The sequence below is a fragment of the Nocardia caishijiensis NBRC 108228 genome (assembly GCF_001612825.1).
Lineage (GTDB): Bacteria > Actinomycetota > Actinomycetes > Mycobacteriales > Mycobacteriaceae > Nocardia > Nocardia caishijiensis.
Genome location: NZ_BDBE01000022.1, coordinates 34,908 through 50,388, shown reverse-complemented (window position 1 = coordinate 50,388; position 15,481 = coordinate 34,908). Strand labels below are relative to the sequence as shown.

At 69.4% G+C, this 15,481-nt stretch carries 15 protein-coding genes and 1 tRNA gene; 3 read left to right on the top strand and 13 right to left on the bottom strand.

The annotated features are described in order from the left end of the window. Positions 1–292: 292 nt before the first annotated feature. Positions 293–1,783, top strand: coding sequence for an MDR family MFS transporter (locus tag NC7_RS06135; protein WP_067980062.1), 1,491 nt, complete (start codon positions 293–295; stop codon positions 1,781–1,783). A gap of 23 nt (positions 1,784–1,806) precedes the next feature. On the opposite strand, the gene NC7_RS06130 is transcribed toward NC7_RS06135, so the two are convergent. The 5 genes from NC7_RS06130 to NC7_RS06110 all read right to left on the bottom strand — a co-directional run bounded on the left by NC7_RS06130 (position 1,807) and on the right by NC7_RS06110 (position 4,919). Then, on the bottom strand, positions 1,807–2,259 hold the full coding sequence (locus tag NC7_RS06130) for a Sec-independent protein translocase subunit TatA/TatB (protein WP_067980059.1): 453 nt from the start codon (positions 2,257–2,259) through the stop codon (positions 1,807–1,809). After that, a complete protein-coding gene (gene tatC / locus NC7_RS06125) occupies positions 2,247–3,032 on the bottom strand; it encodes a twin-arginine translocase subunit TatC (protein ID WP_067980057.1) in 786 nt (261 codons plus the stop codon). The genes NC7_RS06130 and tatC overlap by 13 nt, the downstream gene beginning before the upstream one ends. After that, entirely contained in the window at positions 3,029–3,196 is a 168-nt protein-coding gene (locus NC7_RS06120; RefSeq protein WP_067980053.1) for a twin-arginine translocase TatA/TatE family subunit, read from the bottom strand. Before NC7_RS06120 ends, tatC begins: the two co-directional genes overlap by 4 nt. A 25-nt stretch (positions 3,197–3,221) precedes the next feature. Further along, on the bottom strand, positions 3,222–4,148 hold the full coding sequence (locus NC7_RS06115; protein WP_067980050.1) for an intradiol ring-cleavage dioxygenase: 927 nt from the start codon (positions 4,146–4,148) through the stop codon (positions 3,222–3,224). A 135-nt stretch (positions 4,149–4,283) separates the two neighbouring features. Further along, the gene (locus NC7_RS06110) at positions 4,284–4,919 is read right to left on the bottom strand and encodes a DUF4097 family beta strand repeat-containing protein (protein ID WP_067980047.1); all 636 of its coding nucleotides are present in this window, start codon (positions 4,917–4,919) and stop codon (positions 4,284–4,286) included. A gap of 159 nt (positions 4,920–5,078) precedes the next feature. Between NC7_RS06110 and NC7_RS06105 the strand changes: the two genes are divergently transcribed. Continuing rightward, positions 5,079–8,210 carry a BTAD domain-containing putative transcriptional regulator gene (locus tag NC7_RS06105; RefSeq protein WP_067980137.1) on the top strand — a complete coding sequence of 1,044 codons (3,132 nt, stop codon included), beginning with the start codon at positions 5,079–5,081 and terminating at the stop codon, positions 8,208–8,210. On the opposite strand, the gene NC7_RS06100 is transcribed toward NC7_RS06105, so the two are convergent. Together NC7_RS06100 and NC7_RS06095 are read right to left on the bottom strand one after the other, a co-directional pair. After that, positions 8,194–8,955 (bottom strand): ABC transporter permease, encoded by a 762-nt coding sequence (locus NC7_RS06100; RefSeq protein ID WP_067980043.1) that lies wholly within the window; start codon positions 8,953–8,955, stop codon positions 8,194–8,196. The two genes, NC7_RS06105 and NC7_RS06100, sit on opposite strands and share 17 nt — an antisense overlap. Next, on the bottom strand, positions 8,952–9,896 hold the full coding sequence (locus tag NC7_RS06095) for an ATP-binding cassette domain-containing protein (RefSeq protein ID WP_067980038.1): 945 nt from the start codon (positions 9,894–9,896) through the stop codon (positions 8,952–8,954). Before NC7_RS06095 ends, NC7_RS06100 begins: the two co-directional genes overlap by 4 nt. Before the next feature lie 132 nt (positions 9,897–10,028). Between NC7_RS06095 and NC7_RS06090 the strand changes: the two genes are divergently transcribed. Further along, positions 10,029–10,505: a GtrA family protein gene (locus NC7_RS06090; protein WP_067980035.1), complete on the top strand. Its 477-nt coding sequence runs from the start codon at positions 10,029–10,031 to the stop codon at positions 10,503–10,505. A 41-nt stretch (positions 10,506–10,546) separates the two neighbouring features. On the opposite strand, the gene NC7_RS06085 is transcribed toward NC7_RS06090, so the two are convergent. The 6 genes from NC7_RS06085 to NC7_RS06060 form a co-directional block, all read right to left on the bottom strand. Next, on the bottom strand, positions 10,547–11,116 hold the full coding sequence (locus NC7_RS06085) for a hypothetical protein (protein WP_067980134.1): 570 nt from the start codon (positions 11,114–11,116) through the stop codon (positions 10,547–10,549). 108 nt (positions 11,117–11,224) lie between these two features. Continuing rightward, positions 11,225–11,297 (bottom strand) — tRNA-Ala (locus NC7_RS06080). Positions 11,298–11,383: 86 nt separating this feature from the next. After that, entirely contained in the window at positions 11,384–12,379 is a 996-nt protein-coding gene (gene sepX, locus NC7_RS06075; RefSeq protein WP_084458058.1) for a divisome protein SepX/GlpR, read from the bottom strand. Between the two features lie 136 nt (positions 12,380–12,515). Next, positions 12,516–13,166, bottom strand: a complete 651-nt coding sequence (locus tag NC7_RS06070) for a GNAT family N-acetyltransferase (protein WP_067485934.1) — start codon at positions 13,164–13,166, stop codon at positions 12,516–12,518. Positions 13,167–13,178: 12 nt separating this feature from the next. Next, positions 13,179–14,438, bottom strand: coding sequence for a molybdotransferase-like divisome protein Glp (gene glp / locus NC7_RS06065; RefSeq protein WP_067485931.1), 1,260 nt, complete (start codon positions 14,436–14,438; stop codon positions 13,179–13,181). Between the two features lie 46 nt (positions 14,439–14,484). Continuing rightward, positions 14,485–15,411, bottom strand: a complete 927-nt coding sequence (locus NC7_RS06060) for a UTP--glucose-1-phosphate uridylyltransferase (protein ID WP_067485930.1) — start codon at positions 15,409–15,411, stop codon at positions 14,485–14,487. Positions 15,412–15,481 lie beyond the last annotated feature (70 nt).

The following is a 15,481-nucleotide window of genomic DNA, read 5'->3' as shown; positions in this document are numbered from 1 at the left end:
CGCCCTGGTATACCCCCTGATCTCGTGTTCGACACGCAACCACACACCCTCGGCCGACACCGCCGCCGGATGGTGACCAGGCTCACTGTCGCCTGGACGTGTGTTCTACGAGGCGCTGGTGAGCTGCTGTTTTCGCCGACAGCCGGGGGCGCGGCCCCCGGAAAACCAGATGATTTGTGTCGGTGGTGACCGGAATACTTGCCCGCGCCCGATGAGTTGGACCGACGGCCCCCGTCTTCTTTCTTGTGGTGCCCGCACACCCGCCGTTCCCCGCCCCGGAGGTTTACCCCGCATGCCAGCCGACATATCCGCACCTGCCGCGAAGGAGCGGACGCCCACTGTCATCCGGGTGCTGGTGCTCGCGACCTTCGTCGTGATCCTCAACGAAACCATCATGATCAACGCGATCCCCCGTCTGATGGAGGATCTGAAGGTCACCGAGGTGGCCGCGCAGTGGGTGTCCACCGCGTTCATGCTCACCATGGCCGCCATCATCCCCACCACGGGCTGGTTCCTGCAGCGCGTCACCACCAGGACGGCCTACGCCACCGCGATGGCCACCTTCATGGCGGGCACCGTGCTCTCGGCCGTCGCGCCGACCTTCGCCGTGCTGCTGATCGGCCGGATCATCCAGGCCGGTGGCACCGCGGTGATGATGCCGCTGCTGATGACCACGCTGATGACCGTGGTCGCGGAGAAGGATCGCGGCCGGGTGATGGGCAACGTCACCCTGGCCATCTCGGTCGCCCCCGCGATGGGTCCGGTGGTGTCCGGGCTGATCCTGCAGGTGAGCGTGCCCCAGATCGACTCGTGGCGACTGCTTTTCGTCGTGATGCTGCCGATCACCGCGATCGTCACCTGGCTGGGTCTTCGTCAGCTCGAGAACGTCGGCGAACCGGTGGCCGGGTCCATCGACCTGTTCAGTGTCGCGCTGGCGGCGCTCGGTTTCGGTGGGCTGGTGTACGGGCTGAGCAAGTTCCACGGTGACGACTACACGACCGCGATCGTGATCGTCGCCGTCGGCCTGGCGCTGATCGGTGTGTTCGCCCTGCGTCAAGTGCGGTTGCAGCGCACCGGTACGCCGCTGCTCGACCTGCGCGTGCTGTTGGCGGGCACCTACACCAAGGCACTCGTGCTGATGTCGGTGGCGTTCCTGGCGATGATGGGTTCGATGATCCTGCTGCCGCTGTACCTGCAGAACCTGCGGCACCTGAGCCCGTTGGAGACCGGCCTGCTGGTGATGCCGGGTGGTCTGGCGATGGGCCTGCTCGGTCCGACCGTCGGCAAGCTGTTCGACAAGTTCGGTGGGCGCGTGCTGGTGATCCCCGGCTCGATCGGCATCACCGCGTCGCTGGCGGGCTTCACCCAGATCTCGACGGACATGCCCTACTGGCAGCTGCTCGGCCTGCACATCCTGATGATGGTGTCGCTGGCGGCCACGTTCACCCCGGTGTTCACCCTCGGCCTCGGTGCCCTGCCGATGAACCTGTACTCGCACGGCAGCTCGATGCTCGGCACCCTGCAGCAGGTGGCCGCTGCCTTCGGCACCGCGCTGGTCGTCACCGTGATGTCGGCGCGCAGCACCTCGCTCATCGACGCGGGCACCGATCCGGCGACGGCGGGCCTGGACGGTATGCGCCTGGCCTTCGGCGTCTCGGCTGTCCTCGCTCTGATCGTGATCGCCATGGCCGTGCTGCTCCCGGCCCGTGCGGAGAGCGATCCGCACGCGGCCCCGCCGGTGCTGGACGCGGAAGAGGAGACCCCGGAGCTGGTCAAGAACTGACCCGTTCCCCCGAAGCCCCCCGTTCACCAACGGGGGGCTTCGTCGTGTCGGTCGAGGGATACCGGCACCATGTCGACCGATCGGGCCGCGACGCGCCGGGGGTCGTCGTCGGGCAGGGAGTCGATGCGGACCCGCCGCGGGTGCGCGGTCGTCCCGGTCACCAGGTACTGCTGACCGGGCCGCACCCGGGCGGCCGCGGCGTGGTTGTCGTCGACCGCGGGTACGTCGACGGGGTCACGCAGGGCGTCGCCCACGATGCGACGAGGATCGTACCGACGCAACGACTCCCATTCGCTGCGCTGAAGAGGCACACCGATCTCCCGTTCCGCGGCGGTGCGCTGCGTTTCGACGAACTCGCGCAGCGCCCGGACGGTTCGGGCGAGCTGGTTGGCGTAGCCGGGCAGGCGTGCCGGGCCGAGCACGAACCCCGCGACGACGGCGACGAGGAACAGCTTTTCGAAGGTCAGACCGAACATGGCGATGCTCCGGATTTCCTGGGATCGGGGTGGCGGGCCGAGCGCCGGTCGTGCAGTGTCGCGATCGCGAGAGCGGCACCGAACAGCGCCGACATCGGCACCGCCACCAGGAACATGGACAACACGTCGGCCGCCGGGGTGATGAGCGCGCTGAACACGACGATGGTCACGACGATGATCCGCCAGCTGCCGCGCAACGTTCGCGCGGAAACGATGCCGAGGAAGTTCAGCATCACCAGCAGTGCGGGCAGCACGAAGGCGAGACCGGTGGCAAGCACGATCTTCATCACGAAATCCACGTAGTACGAGGCGTTGAGAATCGTGCTGTCCTGGTCGGCGGAGAAGCCGACGAGCACACCGACCATGCGCGGGAAGATCTGGAATCCGAACGCACACCCGGCGACGAAGAGCGGGACGGCGGCAGCCGAGAAACCGAGGACGTGTGCGCGCTCGCGCCGGGTCAGGCCGGGGGTGATGTAGGCGAACAGTTCACGCAACCACACCGGGCTCGACAGGATCACGCCCGAGAACAGCGCGATCTTCAGTTCGAGGTCGAACGCACCGGTGACCGTGTCGTAGTTCAGACTGGCCTGCCGGGTGCGGGCGAGTTCTTCCACGGGTGCGCGCAGGATGTCGAGGATCTGATCGGAGAGCACGAATCCGAGCACGATGCCGACCAGCAGTGATACCGCCGCACGCGTCGCGCGGCGGCGCGCCTCGCGCAGGTGCCCGCTGAGCGGCATCGTGCCCCGCGCGGCGGTGGTCGCGGTCATGCCGCGCGGTCGCGCGCCGGTGTCTCCTCACGCACCTCGTCCTCGAGGATGCGCAGGGACTGACCGACGCCCTTGGCGAGTGAGGGCAGTTTGGTCGAGCCGAAGACGAGGAGCAGGATCGCGAGCACGATGAGGGCGTGCCAGCCGGTGAGGTTGTGCAGCATGGGTTTTCCCTTCGGGTGATGGTGGTCAGTTCGTCGGGGGCGCGCCGTTGCCCATCGGGGGCGCGCCACCGCCGGGTGCGCCGGGTTCGGTGGTGGTGTCCACCGCGACCGTCAGCGCTGCGACGAAGCCCGAGGCGGCGTCGCCGGAGTAGGTCGGCAGCTGTGTGTCGTAGCCGTCGCGGAAGATCCCGTCGTCGTCGATGCTGCCGACCCGGGCCAGGTTCTGTGCCGATGCCGGGTACGCGTCGAGCTGGTAGACCGGGTCGAGCAGGTCCTTCGGGAAGGCGATCTGCGAGGTCGCGATCACGTTGGCGACATCGGTCGCGGCGGCGGCGTCGGGGTAGATCTCGAAGTGGATGTGGGTCCAGCGACCGGCGTAGCAACCCGGCACGATGGTCCGGAAGCTGACTTTGCCCTCGGCATCGGCGACCTGGATGCCACGCAGATAGGTTTCGTCCTCGGCGCCCTCGGAGTACATCGAGTACAAGCCCTGTGCGTCGCATTGCCAGACGTACACGGCGGCGCCCGCGAAAGCCTTGTCGCCGTTGGCGACATCGATGACGGTGAGGTCGAGCGTGAGTGGTGTCCCGGCGATCCTGGTTCCGCCCTCGAGGCTGGAGGTGATGTCGCTGCGGACGATGCCCGATTCCCCGAGGATGTTGACACCGTTCGTGCCGTCCGCCGGGTAGGGCCCGTTGGTCTCCTCGGGGATCTCGCGCACGGCTGCGCTCGCGGCGGCGGGCTGCGCGGCACCGGTGTCACCCGAGCAGGCGGCGAGTGCGATCGCGCCTGCCCCGGCACCGACGACACCCAGCACCCGGCGGCGGGTGACGAGGGTGGCGATGTCGAAGCCCGCGCCCTGATCGACCACCTCCTCGGTCGGTCTGTCGAGCAGGCGGCCTTCATAGGCGGGCCCCGCCGGGGTCGAGAGGGGTTCGGGTATGCGGGTCATCCGTGTCTCCTTCGGTCTGACACTCGGCGAACTCGGTACCACCGATACTTCGTGTCGAACCGGGGAGGGCCCTGGACCTTGTCTGGAAGGATCCTGGGAACTCAGCGGCGGCGCCCGTGTGCCGGACGCCGCTCGTCAGGCCGGGACGGCCGGTCGGATGATGATGTCGCCGACGGAGTTCCGGGCGTGCAGGCGCACCGATTCGCCGTTCGGGGCGGCCGGGACGATGGTGTTGCGCACGGCACCGACGGCCGTCTCGGTCTCCAACTGCACGGCGGTGCCGGGACGGATCCCCACCTCCAGCTCACCCATGGAGGTCTCCACCTGGATCTCGCCGCGGGTCACCTCGCCGATGCGGATGTCGCCCTTGGCGACCTTCGCGGTGACCGGTCCCTGCGGGCATTCGAGCACGATGTCGCCGAGCGAGATCGACAGGTCGCAGGCGCCGAGCGCGCCGTTGCCACGCAGCTGGCCCACCCCGGCCGTGCCGGTGAGGTGCGAACCGGCGGGCACCTCGATGGTCAGCTCGATCGACGGGTTGCCACCGAACGGGCTGTGGGTGCGCCAACTCTTGGGTGTCACCACGGTGAGGGTGCCGTCGGCGAATTCGACCAGGGTCTGTTCGGCGGCGCGCACATCGCCTTTCTTGCCCGCGTCGGACGGTGCGACGGTGACGACGGCATCGGTGCGGTCGGAGGCGATGACCGTGACCCCCGCCGACAGGACATCGACGCTGACGGTGACCGGCGCGGTGGTGGCGAAGGTGTACATCGGGTGCTCCTCGGTGAATCCGTTCGGTTGATGACCATACTGTCGCGACCGGCGCTGACACAGAGCTGACACCACCCTGACGCACCCGAGCACACCATATCCGGACAAGCGACCAGCTGTGCTGGGCGTGGCCAGGTGACCCGGTGCACAATGGGCGACGTGCAGATCGGAATGCTCGGACCGCTGGAGATCCGGACCCAGGACGGTGGATCGATAGCGATACCCGGCGCCCGATTGCGGGCCCTGCTCATCGCCCTCGCACTGGAACCCGGCCGGGCCGTCCCGAAAACCCGCCTGGTCGACCTGATCTGGGACGAACAACCGCCCGCCGACGCGGCGAACGCCTTGCAGGCGTTGGTGTCCCGACTGCGCCGACTCCTCCCGGACGGTTCACTCGAGGTGCGGGCAGGCGGCTACCGTCTCGCCGTCGACCCCGATGCCGTCGACACCGTGCGGTTCGAACGGCTGCTCGACGAGGCGCGGGGCACCGACGACCTCCGCCGTGCCGAACTGCTGCGCGAGGCGCTGGAACTCTTTCGTGGCGAACCGCTGCAGGACGTCGCCGACAGCGCCCCCTTCGACCCGGTCGTCACCCGTTTCCACGGCCTGCGGCTGGCCGCGCTGGAGGACCGATACGAGGCCGAGGTGCAGCTGGGTCGCGGCCAGGAGGTCGTCGCGGAACTCACCGAAGTCGTTGCGCGGCACCCGGTTCAGGAACGGTTGGTCGCCGCGCTGATGCGCGCGCTCGGCGCGGCGGGGCGCGGGCCCGAGGCGCTGGTGGTGTACCAGCGCACCCGCGAGGCACTGGCCGAGGAACTCGGTGTCGACCCGTCACCGGAGCTGTCGGAATTGCACGTCGCGCTCCTGCGCGGCGAGGTCGGCGCCCGGCCGACGCAACGCTGCACCAACCTGCGCGCCGAGCTCACCAGCTATATCGGCAAGCACGGCGACATCGCGGTGGTGCGCGAACTCCTCGCCAACCATCGCCTGACGACGATCACCGGACCGGGCGGCTCCGGCAAGACCCGGCTCGCGGTGGAAACCGCTCGCACCATGCTCGACGATCTCCCCGAGGGCGCCTGGCTGGTGGAACTGGCCGCCACCGACGCGGGCGGCGACCTGGCGCAGCTGGCCTTCGCGGCCCTCGGCCGCCGCGACGCTCTGATCGGTGACACCCCGAACGCCGAACCGATGGACCGGCTCGTCGCTGCCGTCGGCGACCGGGAAACCCTGCTCATCCTCGACAACTGCGAGCACGTGATCGAGGCGGCCGCCACCTTCGCCCACCGGATCCTCGGTGAGTGCACGGGCCTGCGCGTGTTGGCGACGAGCCGGGAACCGCTCGGCATCACCGGCGAGGCGCTGTGGCAGGTCGCGCCGCTCACGGTGCCGAGGGAGAACGCCGATCCGCGGGCGATCGCGGCCTCCCCCGCCGTCGTCCTGCTGCGTGATCGGGCGAGCGCGGTGCGCAACGACCTCGGCTCCGACGCGGCGGCGTTGGCGACGATGGCCCGGGTCTGCCGTGCCCTCGACGGCATCCCCCTGGCCATCGAGCTGGCGGCGGCCAGGTTGCGCACCATGTCGCTCGAGCAGCTCGCCCATCGCCTCGATGACCGGTTCCGCCTGCTCACCGGTGGCAGCCGCACCGCGATCGCACAGCACCGCACGTTGCGCGCGGTCGTCGACTGGAGTTGGGAACTGCTGTCGGACGCCGAGAAGACGGTACTGCGCAGGCTCTCGGTGTTCTCCGGCGGCGCGAGCCTCGAGGCGGCCGAAAAGGTTTGCGCGAGTGCGACGGTCGAGGACTGGGAGGTCCTCGAACACCTCACGACACTCACCGAGAAGTCGTTGCTCACCGTGTCGGAGAATCCGCAGCCCCGGTACCGCATGCTCGAGACCATCAAGCAGTACGCCGCCGAACGCCTCGACGCGGCGGGCGACACCGAATCCGCACGGCGAGCGCACATCTCACACTTCACAGCCCTGGCCGCCGCGGCCGAACCGCATCTGCGCCGTGCCGAGCAGCTCGACTGGCTCGCCGTGCTCGAGGCCGACCACGACAACCTCGCGGTCGCCATGCGCACCGCCCTCGCCTCGGCGGACTCCGACGCCGCGATGCGCTTGGCCGCCGCGGCGGGCTGGTACTGGTGGCTGGCCGGTCACAAGGGCGAGGGCACCGACTTCGTCCTCGCCGCCGCCGAACTGCCCGGGGAGGTGGACGACGAGACGCGAGCGACCGTGTGCGCCCTTGTCGTGCACTTCCTCAGCGGCGGTCGCAGCGGTGAACACGAGGTCGGCGAATGGATCCGCAAGGCCAACCGGTACGGCCGCGACATCAGGGGCGGCCATCCCGCGCTGCGGTTCACCGGGGCGCTCGAGCGCATCCTGGCCGGTCCCGAGCACTACCTGCCCGCGTTCGAATCGCTGCTCGCCGACGACGACCCGTGGGTGCGCGCCCTGGCCCGGCTACAACTGGGCAAGCTGCGCACCGTGCTCGGTCATCCGGGTCGGGCGGCCGACGAACTCCTCGAACAGGCACTCGCCGAATTCCGCGCGATCGGTGAGCGCTGGGGCATGTCGTTCGCGCTCACCGAGTTGGCCAACCGCACCGCCCTGCGCGGCGAATTCGACGCCGCGTGCGCCCTTTTCGAGGAAGCGGTCGCGGTGGTCACCGAGGTCGGCACGCTCGAGGCCGTGGTGCGGGTGCGCGGTCGACAGGCCCAGCTGTACTGGTTGCTCGGCGACACCGAGGCGAGCGAGGCGGCGCTGGCCGACGCGCAGGAGTGCGCGGACCGCACCGGCTGGCCGACGTCGCTGGCCGAGGTCGCGCTCATCCGCGCCGAATTGGCCAGGTGGAGTGGCGAATCCGCGGCGGCGCAGCAGCAGATGGAGCTGGCCCGCAAGCTGCTCGGTGACGAGGCCGACCAGCCCGTGGTCAGCGCGATGGCCCACGACCTGCGCGGCTACCTCGCCGCCGACCTCGACGAGGCCCGGGCCAGTCACCGGGCGGCCTTCCAGGCGGCGTCGGCGGCCGGTCACGCCGCGTTGCTCGCCCAGATCGTCGTCGGCATCGCGGATCTGGCGTTGCGTGCCGGACAGCCCGAACAGGCCGCCCGACTGCTCGGTGCCGCCACCGCCACCCGAGGCGTGCCCGACGTGTCGCTGCCCGACGTGGCCCGTATCGAGGAGCAGGCACGCCGAAGCCTCGGCGAAGCGGGCTTCGCCGAGGCAGTGGCTGGTGGTGCGGACGCGGATGTGGCCGAACTGGTCGGCCTCACACTCGCTTGCTGAAGGTCGAACGCGACCACAGATAGCCGATCACGGCGAACCCGGCGCACCAGGCCAGCGCGGCGAGAGTGTGCCCGCCGGAGGGCGTACCGGCCAGGAACCCGCGCACCGACTCGATGATGGGCGTGAAGGGCTGGTACTCGGCGAACTGCCGCACTCCGGGCCCCATCTTCTCGGCGGGCACGATCGCGCTGCTCACGAAGGGCAGCATGAGCATCGGGACCACCGACATCCCCGCGCCCTCCGGACTTTCGGCGGCCATGCCGAGGGCGACGGTGAGCCAGGCGGCGGCGAAGGCGGTGGCCAGCAGCACACCAAGCGCGCCGAGCCACTGCACCGCGCTCGCCGGTGAACGGAAGCCGAGCGCGAAGCCGACGCCGAGCACGGCCGTCAGGGCGATCACGTTGGTGACGATGCTGGCCGCGACGTGGCCGGTGAGTACGGCACCCCGCGACACATCCATCACCTTGAACCGGTTGATGACCCCCTTGGTCATGTCCGAGCTCACCGACACCGCGGTGCCGGACAGCCCGTAGCTGATGGCGAGCATGAGCATGCCCGGCACCGCGTAGTCGATGTAGTTCGCGCCGACGTCGAAGGCGTCACCGAAGACGTAGACGAAGATCAGCATCGCCATCACCGGCATCAACGCGGCGTTGAAGAGGGCGACGGGGCTGCGGGTGATGTGGGTGAAGTTGCGCCGCAACATCACCGACGAGTCGAACAGCGCATTGGTGGTGGTGCTCATCGGGTTTCGGCCTCCTGGGTGGCTCGCCCGGTGAGGGCGAGGAAAACGTCGTCGAGATCGGGGGTGTGGATGGAGACCTCGTCGGCCTCGAGGTGGTGGGCGGCGAGCTGATCCATCAGCGCGCGAAGGTTTCTCGTGCCACCGTCGCCAGGGACGCTCAGCGTGAGATCGTCCGCGTCGGGAGTCGAACCGGCCACGGCCCGCGCGGCGGCGGCGAGCTCGGTGCTGTCGGCGAAGCGGAATCTGATGTGGCTGCCGGGAATTCGGCGCTTGAGTTCGCTCGCGGTGCCCTCGGCGACGATGCTGCCCTGGTCGAGCACCGCGATCTTGTCGGCGAGCTGGTCGGCTTCCTCCAGGTACTGGGTGGTGAGAAAGATCGTGACGCCCGCACCGGTCAGTTCGCGCACCATGTCCCACACGGTGCGGCGACTGCGCGGGTCGAGGCCGGTGGTCGGCTCGTCGAGGAAGATGATCCGCGGCTTGGTCACCAGCGTCATCGCGAGGTCGAGCTTGCGGCGCATGCCGCCGGAGTAGCTGCCCGCCTGCTTGTTCGCCGCGTCGACCAGGTCGAAGCGCTCGAGCAGGTCAGCGACCACCCGTCTGCCCGCCGCGCCGCGCAGGCGGTGCAGGTCGGCCATCAGGCGCAGGTTCTCCGCACCGGTGAGCAGGTCGTCGACGGCGGCGAACTGGCCGGTGACGCCGATCGCCTTGCGGACCGCCCTGGTCTGGGTCGTCAGGTCGTGGCCCGCCACCCGTGCGGTGCCCGCGTCGGCCCGCAGCAGTGTGGTGAGGACGTTGACGGTGGTGGTCTTGCCCGCGCCGTTGGGGCCGAGCAGGGAGAAGATGGTGCCCGCCTCGACGGTGAGATCGATGCCGTCGAGCACCTTCTTGTCCCCGTAGGACTTCCGCAGCCCCGAGGCGGCGATTGCTGTGCTGTTCATGCCGACAACATTCGGGCGGCCCGCTGATACCGTGCTGACGGCGCACTGACACCCCCGCTGACATCTGTCCGAGGCGGTGTCTGTCAGTCCGGCGTCAGCTCCGCGTCAGCACAGCGGGCGACGGTTCTTCTCGTGAACAGCATCGCCATCGCCCCCGTCGTCGGTCCCCTCGTCGTCCCCGCACCGGACTGGTCCCGTCTGTACGCCTGGGCCCGTCGCTTCGCGCTCGGCGATCACCCCCTCGCCCAGCTCCTGCGCTTCGCGGTGGTCGGTGGCACCAGCAACATCGCCTACCTCCTGCTGTTCACGGCCTGCGCCGACCTCGGCCCCCTCACCGCCAACATCGCGGGCTCCGTCGTGAGCACGGCGATCGCCAACGAACTACACCGCCGCCTCACCTTCCGCACCACCGCCGTCCCCTGGTTCACCGCCCAATGCCAGGGCACCGGCCTCGCCCTGATCGGCCTCGGCATCACCACCGCCGCCCTGGCCACCCTCGACTCCCTCGCCCCCACCCTCGGCAACCTCACCCAGGCCACCACCATGCTGGCGATCATGGCCACCGTGGGCCTGGCCCGCTTCCTGATCCTCCGCTCCCTGATCGGCTGAACCGAGCGGACGTGAGCGCGTAGCGGAGTCGGCGGCCCCGGCTACTGGGAGATCCGGCTCAACAACCCGAGTTCCTCGGCGAGCGCACCGTCCTGGCCGAGCGCGGTGAAGTCGGCCTCGATATCGGCGAGCGCCAGCCTGCCCGCACGCACCGCTCGGTAGCGCACGTACGACCACAGGAAGACGTCGAGGTTGTCGAAACGGGTGTCGCCCTCGAGCACTTCCTCCTCGTGGAACCACACCGCGACCTGCCCGGTGGTGAGCAGCACATACAGGTTGCCGCCCCCGTCGGCGCCGAGGGAGAACACGTCGTCGTCAGCCAGTTCGGTGCTGTAGTCCGCGTCGAGGATCCCGCAGCCGTTGGCAGCGAAGTCGAACGCGTAGGACCACTCGAAGATGTCGAGGAATTGCGGCATCCGTCCGGAGCGGACTCTGCGATCGAAGGCCGCGAGCGCGGCGGCGTCGGCCGGGGCGAGTCGTTCGAGAAATGGTTCGACCGCCCGGGTTTCGGTGGGGATCGATACGGGGTCGGCGTCCGGAAACCAGCGGGCCAGATCGGCGTCGAGACCCCGATCGGTATAGCCGGTGAGTTCGGCGAGAGTGAGCGTCACCGGGGGATTGTCCCCGAGGAGCCGTTGTGAGCGCTCAGCGAACGGCACACCAGCCCACTGACCGGACAACACAGAAGGCTCATGTTCCGGAGAACATGAGCCTTTTTGTGGAGCTAAGGGGAATCGAACCCCTGACCTTCTCGATGCGAACGAGACGCGCTACCAACTGCGCTATAGCCCCGTGCGGCTCTGGCGAACCGCGCTGTGACACTGTATCAGGCGGTGCGGCCGGATACCGAATCGGCATCCTGACCTGCGGATCTTCGACTATTCGCCGACTGCTCGACCGAGGTCTTCGACGCGGTGGCGGAGGGCGCGGGCGGTGGCCGGGTCGAAGGTTTCGAGGTGTTCGAACATCGGGTCCTCGTCGTCGGTGTCGAGGAGGGTGGAGCGGCGGCGCAGGGCGCGGGCGGTGTCGCGGTCCATGGTGCGGCGGGTGGTGGCCGCCTCGGGGGTGGCGGTGTCGGTGTCGCGGGTGCGGCCGCGGGCGAGGCGGGCCATGCGGCGACGCCGGATCTCCTCTTCGACGTGCACCTGCTTGCGCAGGTACGCCAGGTAGCCGGTGAGCACGGCGGCGGACAGACCGCAGGCCCACCAGAACATCGAGTTCAGCAGCAGCCCGAAGGCCGCGAACAGGATGACCGCGATGATGAGACCGAGCACCGCGCGCTGACGGAAGCTGTAGCGGGCGGCGCGGGCGATGGCGTCGGCCTCGGGGTCGTAGCCGCCGCGTCCGCGCCGCGACGGGACGAAGTCGTCATCGTCGTCCTCGACAGCGGGTTCGGGCAGATCGTCGAGGCGGGCGGGCGGCGCGGGTGGGATGCGCGCGGCGACCGACGGCTCCTGCGTGCCGTCCTCGTCCGGATCGGCTTCGGCCGCTTCGTCTTCGACCTCGGCGTCGGTGAGTTCGGCGGTGTCGCCGGGATCTTCGTCGGGGCCGTGCTCGGGATTGTCGAGTTCTGCTGTGACGGTGGGCTTTTCGTCATCGCCTTCGGTGACGGGCTCATCGGTCGTCATCCGATCCTCCGAATCGGTACGGTGGGGGCGTTTGCTCAGCGCACGGGGGCGGTAGTCGGGGTCACTCTCGTGACCGCCCGCCGCCCCGATGCGAATCCGTCGTTCGGCCCCGCCACGGTGCAGCACGCGCGTGGCGAGTGCGGCGTCGGTGGTGCGGCGGATCCGGGGATGCCGGTCCGCGAGAATCGGGAACAGGACGAATACCCACAGAACGACCAGTCCGATCCACAGGATCGAATTAGGCATCGCGGTCATCACCTCCCGTCCCCGCCAACGTGTCGTCCATCCGTGGACGCACTACCGACGTCCGTAGGTTAATTCGGGCACGCGCGCCCGTGTGGCAGGCGCGCCGTGCACACCTGCCACATGAGTAACAGAATTTTCACGGCAGCGCCGCTCGACCCTCCCTGACCAGGCGATCGACGACGGTGCCCATTACTTCTTCGACAGTCAAGCCCACCAGCAGGTGATCGCGCCACGCACCGTCCACGTCGAGGTAACGCCGCAGCAAACCCTCTTCCCGGAACCCGACGTTGCGCAGGACAGCTTGGCTGGCAAGGTTTTCCGGCCGCACCGTGGCCTCGACCCGGTGCAGTCCGACGGGCCCGAAGCAGTGGTCGAGGCCGAGCCCGAGCGCCGCCGTCGCCACCCCCTGGCCACCGAGATCCTTGGCCACCCAGTACCCGATCCAGGCCGAACGCAGCGCCCCACGCACGATGTTGCCGATGGTGAGCTGCCCGCTGAACTGCCCGTCGACCTCGATGACCAGCGGGATCATCGCGCCGCGCCGCGCCTCGGCCTTGAGACTGGTCCACAGCGACGGCCAGTTGGAGGCGTGATTGCGCGCCTCCCAACTGCCACGGCCGGTCGGTTCCCACGGTTCGAGGTGGTCGCGATCGCGCAGCCGGATGCGACTCCAGGCGGCGGCGTCGCGAAAACGCACCGGCCGCAACGTGACCTGGCCGCCCGCCACGATCACCGGCCCGAGACGAGCGGGCCACCCGGGATGCTGACCGGCCCGGAAGACGTTCATGGACTCCACTTCTCAGCCGCGCTGCGCCAGGAACGCGACCCGCACCTCGTCACCGGTGCGGAAATCGGTGTCGTCGGGTTCGACCACGATCAGGCTGTTGGCCTCGGCCAGCGTCGCGAGCAGGTGCGAGGAACCGCCGTTGCCGTTGCCGAGCGGCTGCACCAGGTAGTCACCGGTGGCCTCGTCACGCAGCAGCTGGGCGCGCAGGTAGCCCTTGCGGCCCGGCATCGAGGTGATGGGAGTGATGGTGCGCGCGTTCACGATTCGCCGCATCGGCTGACGCCGTCCGAGCGCGATGCGGATCAGCGGCCGCACCATCACCTCGAACACCACCAGGGCGCTCACCGGATTCGACGGCAGCAGGAAGGTCGGCACTTCGTCGCGCCCGAGCCGTCCGAAGCCCTGCACGGACCCGGGGTGCATGGCCACCCGGTCCACCTCGAGCTCGCCGAGCCCGTCGAGCGCCTCGCGTACCTGCTCCGAGGCCCACCCGCCGACCGCGCCCGCGATCACCACGACCTCCGAGCGCACCAGCTGGCCTTCGACCACATCGCGCAGGCGACGCGGGTCGGCGCTGACGATGCCAACCCGGTTCACGTCGGCGCCCGCGTCACGTGCGGCGGCGGCCAGCGCGTAGGAGTTCACGTCGTAGACCTGGCCGGGGCCGGGTGTGCGGTCGATATCGATCAGTTCGCCACCGATGGAGATCACCGACAGCCGAGGCCGCGGATGCACCAGCACCTTGTCCTGGCCGACGGCGGCGAGCAGGCCCACCTGGGCCGCGCCGATGATGGTTCCGGCACGCACCGCCACATCACCGGGCTGCACATCGTCGCCGACGCGGCGCACGTAGTCGCCGGAGCGCACGGGCTCGAACACCTTGATCCTGGCCCGCCCGCCGTCGGTGAAGTCGACCGGGAGTACCGCGTCGGCCAGCGTCGGCATGGGTGCGCCGGTGTCGACGCGCACCGTCTGCCTCGGCTGCAGCCGGATCGGCTGACGCGAACCCGCGACCACCTCACCGACCACCGGCAGGGTGAGGTCGATGAGTTCGCCCTCTTCGTCGCGCACCTCGGCACCGGCGGCGCTCACGTCGACGCTGCGCACCGCGTAGCCGTCGATGGCGGCCTGGTCGAAGCCGGGCAGCGGCCGTTCGGTGACCACGTCCTCGGCGCACAGCAAACCCTGGGCCTCGGAAATCGCCACCCGGACCGGCCGGGGCGCGACCGCTGCCGCGGTGACCTTGATCAGCTGATCCTCAACCGAGCGCATCGAGCTCCTGTGTGTATCGGCGACGGCTTCGCCGGTTCCCATCGTTTTACGCGACCGGCGCTTGCGGGTCCCATTCCGGGCTGAGCCGGAACTTCAGCCACTCGCGCAGTTGCGGCCCGTATTCGTCCCGCTCGAGGGCGAAATCGACGGCAGCTCGAAGATAACCGCCCGGGTTGCCCAAATCGTGGCGCGACCCACGATGGACCACTACATGGACCGGGTGATCCTCGGCGATGAGCAGGGCGATGGCATCGGTGAGCTGCAACTCGCCGCCCGCGCCCGGCTCGATGCGGCGCAGGGCGTCGAAGATCGCGCGGTCGAGCAGGTAGCGACCGGCGGCGGCCAGCGTCGACGGCGCGTCGGCCAGGTCGGGCTTCTCGACCATGCCGCGCACCCGCAGGACGTCGGCCTCCGCGCCCTCGGCCAGGTCCTCCACGTCGAACACGCCATAGGCGCTGACCTGTGACTTCGGCACGTCGATGGCGCACAGCACAGTGCCGCCACGCTCCCGGCGCACCCGGCTCATCGTCTCGAGCACACCGCAGGGCAGCACCAGGTCGTCGGGCAGCAGCACCGCGATCGCGTCCTCGTCGGCGTCGAGAACGGGCTCGGCCTGGGCGACGGCATGACCGAGACCGAGCGGCTCCTCCTGCACGACGGAGGTGACGTCGAGCAGGCCCGGCGCCTTGCGTACCTTCTCGAGCAGCGCGAACTTGCCGCGCTCGGCGAGCGTGCTCTCCAGGACCAGGTCTTCGACGAAGTGGGCGACCACACCGTCCTTGCCCGGCGAGGTGACGATCACCAGCCGGTCGGCGCCGGAATCGGCCGCCTCGGCCGCGACCAGTTCGATGCCGGGCGTGTCGACCACCGGCAGCAGCTCCTTGGGCACCGTCTTGGTCGCAGGCAGAAAACGCGTTCCGAGTCCGGCCGCGGGGACAACCGCAGTGCGGAAACCGGAAGTCTTGTCTGTCATGCGCATACCCTATCCATTCAGCGTGCCGTCCGATCGCCCGTCGCGACGATCCGGCGTCGGCAAGAGCTTA

Coding starts and splice junctions, on each gene's coding strand:
- NC7_RS06135 (WP_067980062.1), top strand. CDS start 293: ATGCCAGCCGACATATCCGCACCTGCCGCGAAGGAGCGGACGCCCACT.
- NC7_RS06130 (WP_067980059.1), bottom strand. CDS start 2,259: ATGTTCGGTCTGACCTTCGAAAAGCTGTTCCTCGTCGCCGTCGTCGCG.
- tatC (WP_067980057.1), bottom strand. CDS start 3,032: ATGACCGCGACCACCGCCGCGCGGGGCACGATGCCGCTCAGCGGGCAC.
- NC7_RS06120 (WP_067980053.1), bottom strand. CDS start 3,196: ATGCTGCACAACCTCACCGGCTGGCACGCCCTCATCGTGCTCGCGATC.
- NC7_RS06115 (WP_067980050.1), bottom strand. CDS start 4,148: ATGACCCGCATACCCGAACCCCTCTCGACCCCGGCGGGGCCCGCCTAT.
- NC7_RS06110 (WP_067980047.1), bottom strand. CDS start 4,919: ATGTACACCTTCGCCACCACCGCGCCGGTCACCGTCAGCGTCGATGTC.
- NC7_RS06100 (WP_067980043.1), bottom strand. CDS start 8,955: ATGAGCACCACCACCAATGCGCTGTTCGACTCGTCGGTGATGTTGCGG.
- NC7_RS06095 (WP_067980038.1), bottom strand. CDS start 9,896: ATGAACAGCACAGCAATCGCCGCCTCGGGGCTGCGGAAGTCCTACGGG.
- sepX (WP_084458058.1), bottom strand. CDS start 12,379: ATGCCTAATTCGATCCTGTGGATCGGACTGGTCGTTCTGTGGGTATTC.
- NC7_RS06070 (WP_067485934.1), bottom strand. CDS start 13,166: ATGAACGTCTTCCGGGCCGGTCAGCATCCCGGGTGGCCCGCTCGTCTC.
- glp (WP_067485931.1), bottom strand. CDS start 14,438: ATGCGCTCGGTTGAGGATCAGCTGATCAAGGTCACCGCGGCAGCGGTC.
- NC7_RS06060 (WP_067485930.1), bottom strand. CDS start 15,411: ATGACAGACAAGACTTCCGGTTTCCGCACTGCGGTTGTCCCCGCGGCC.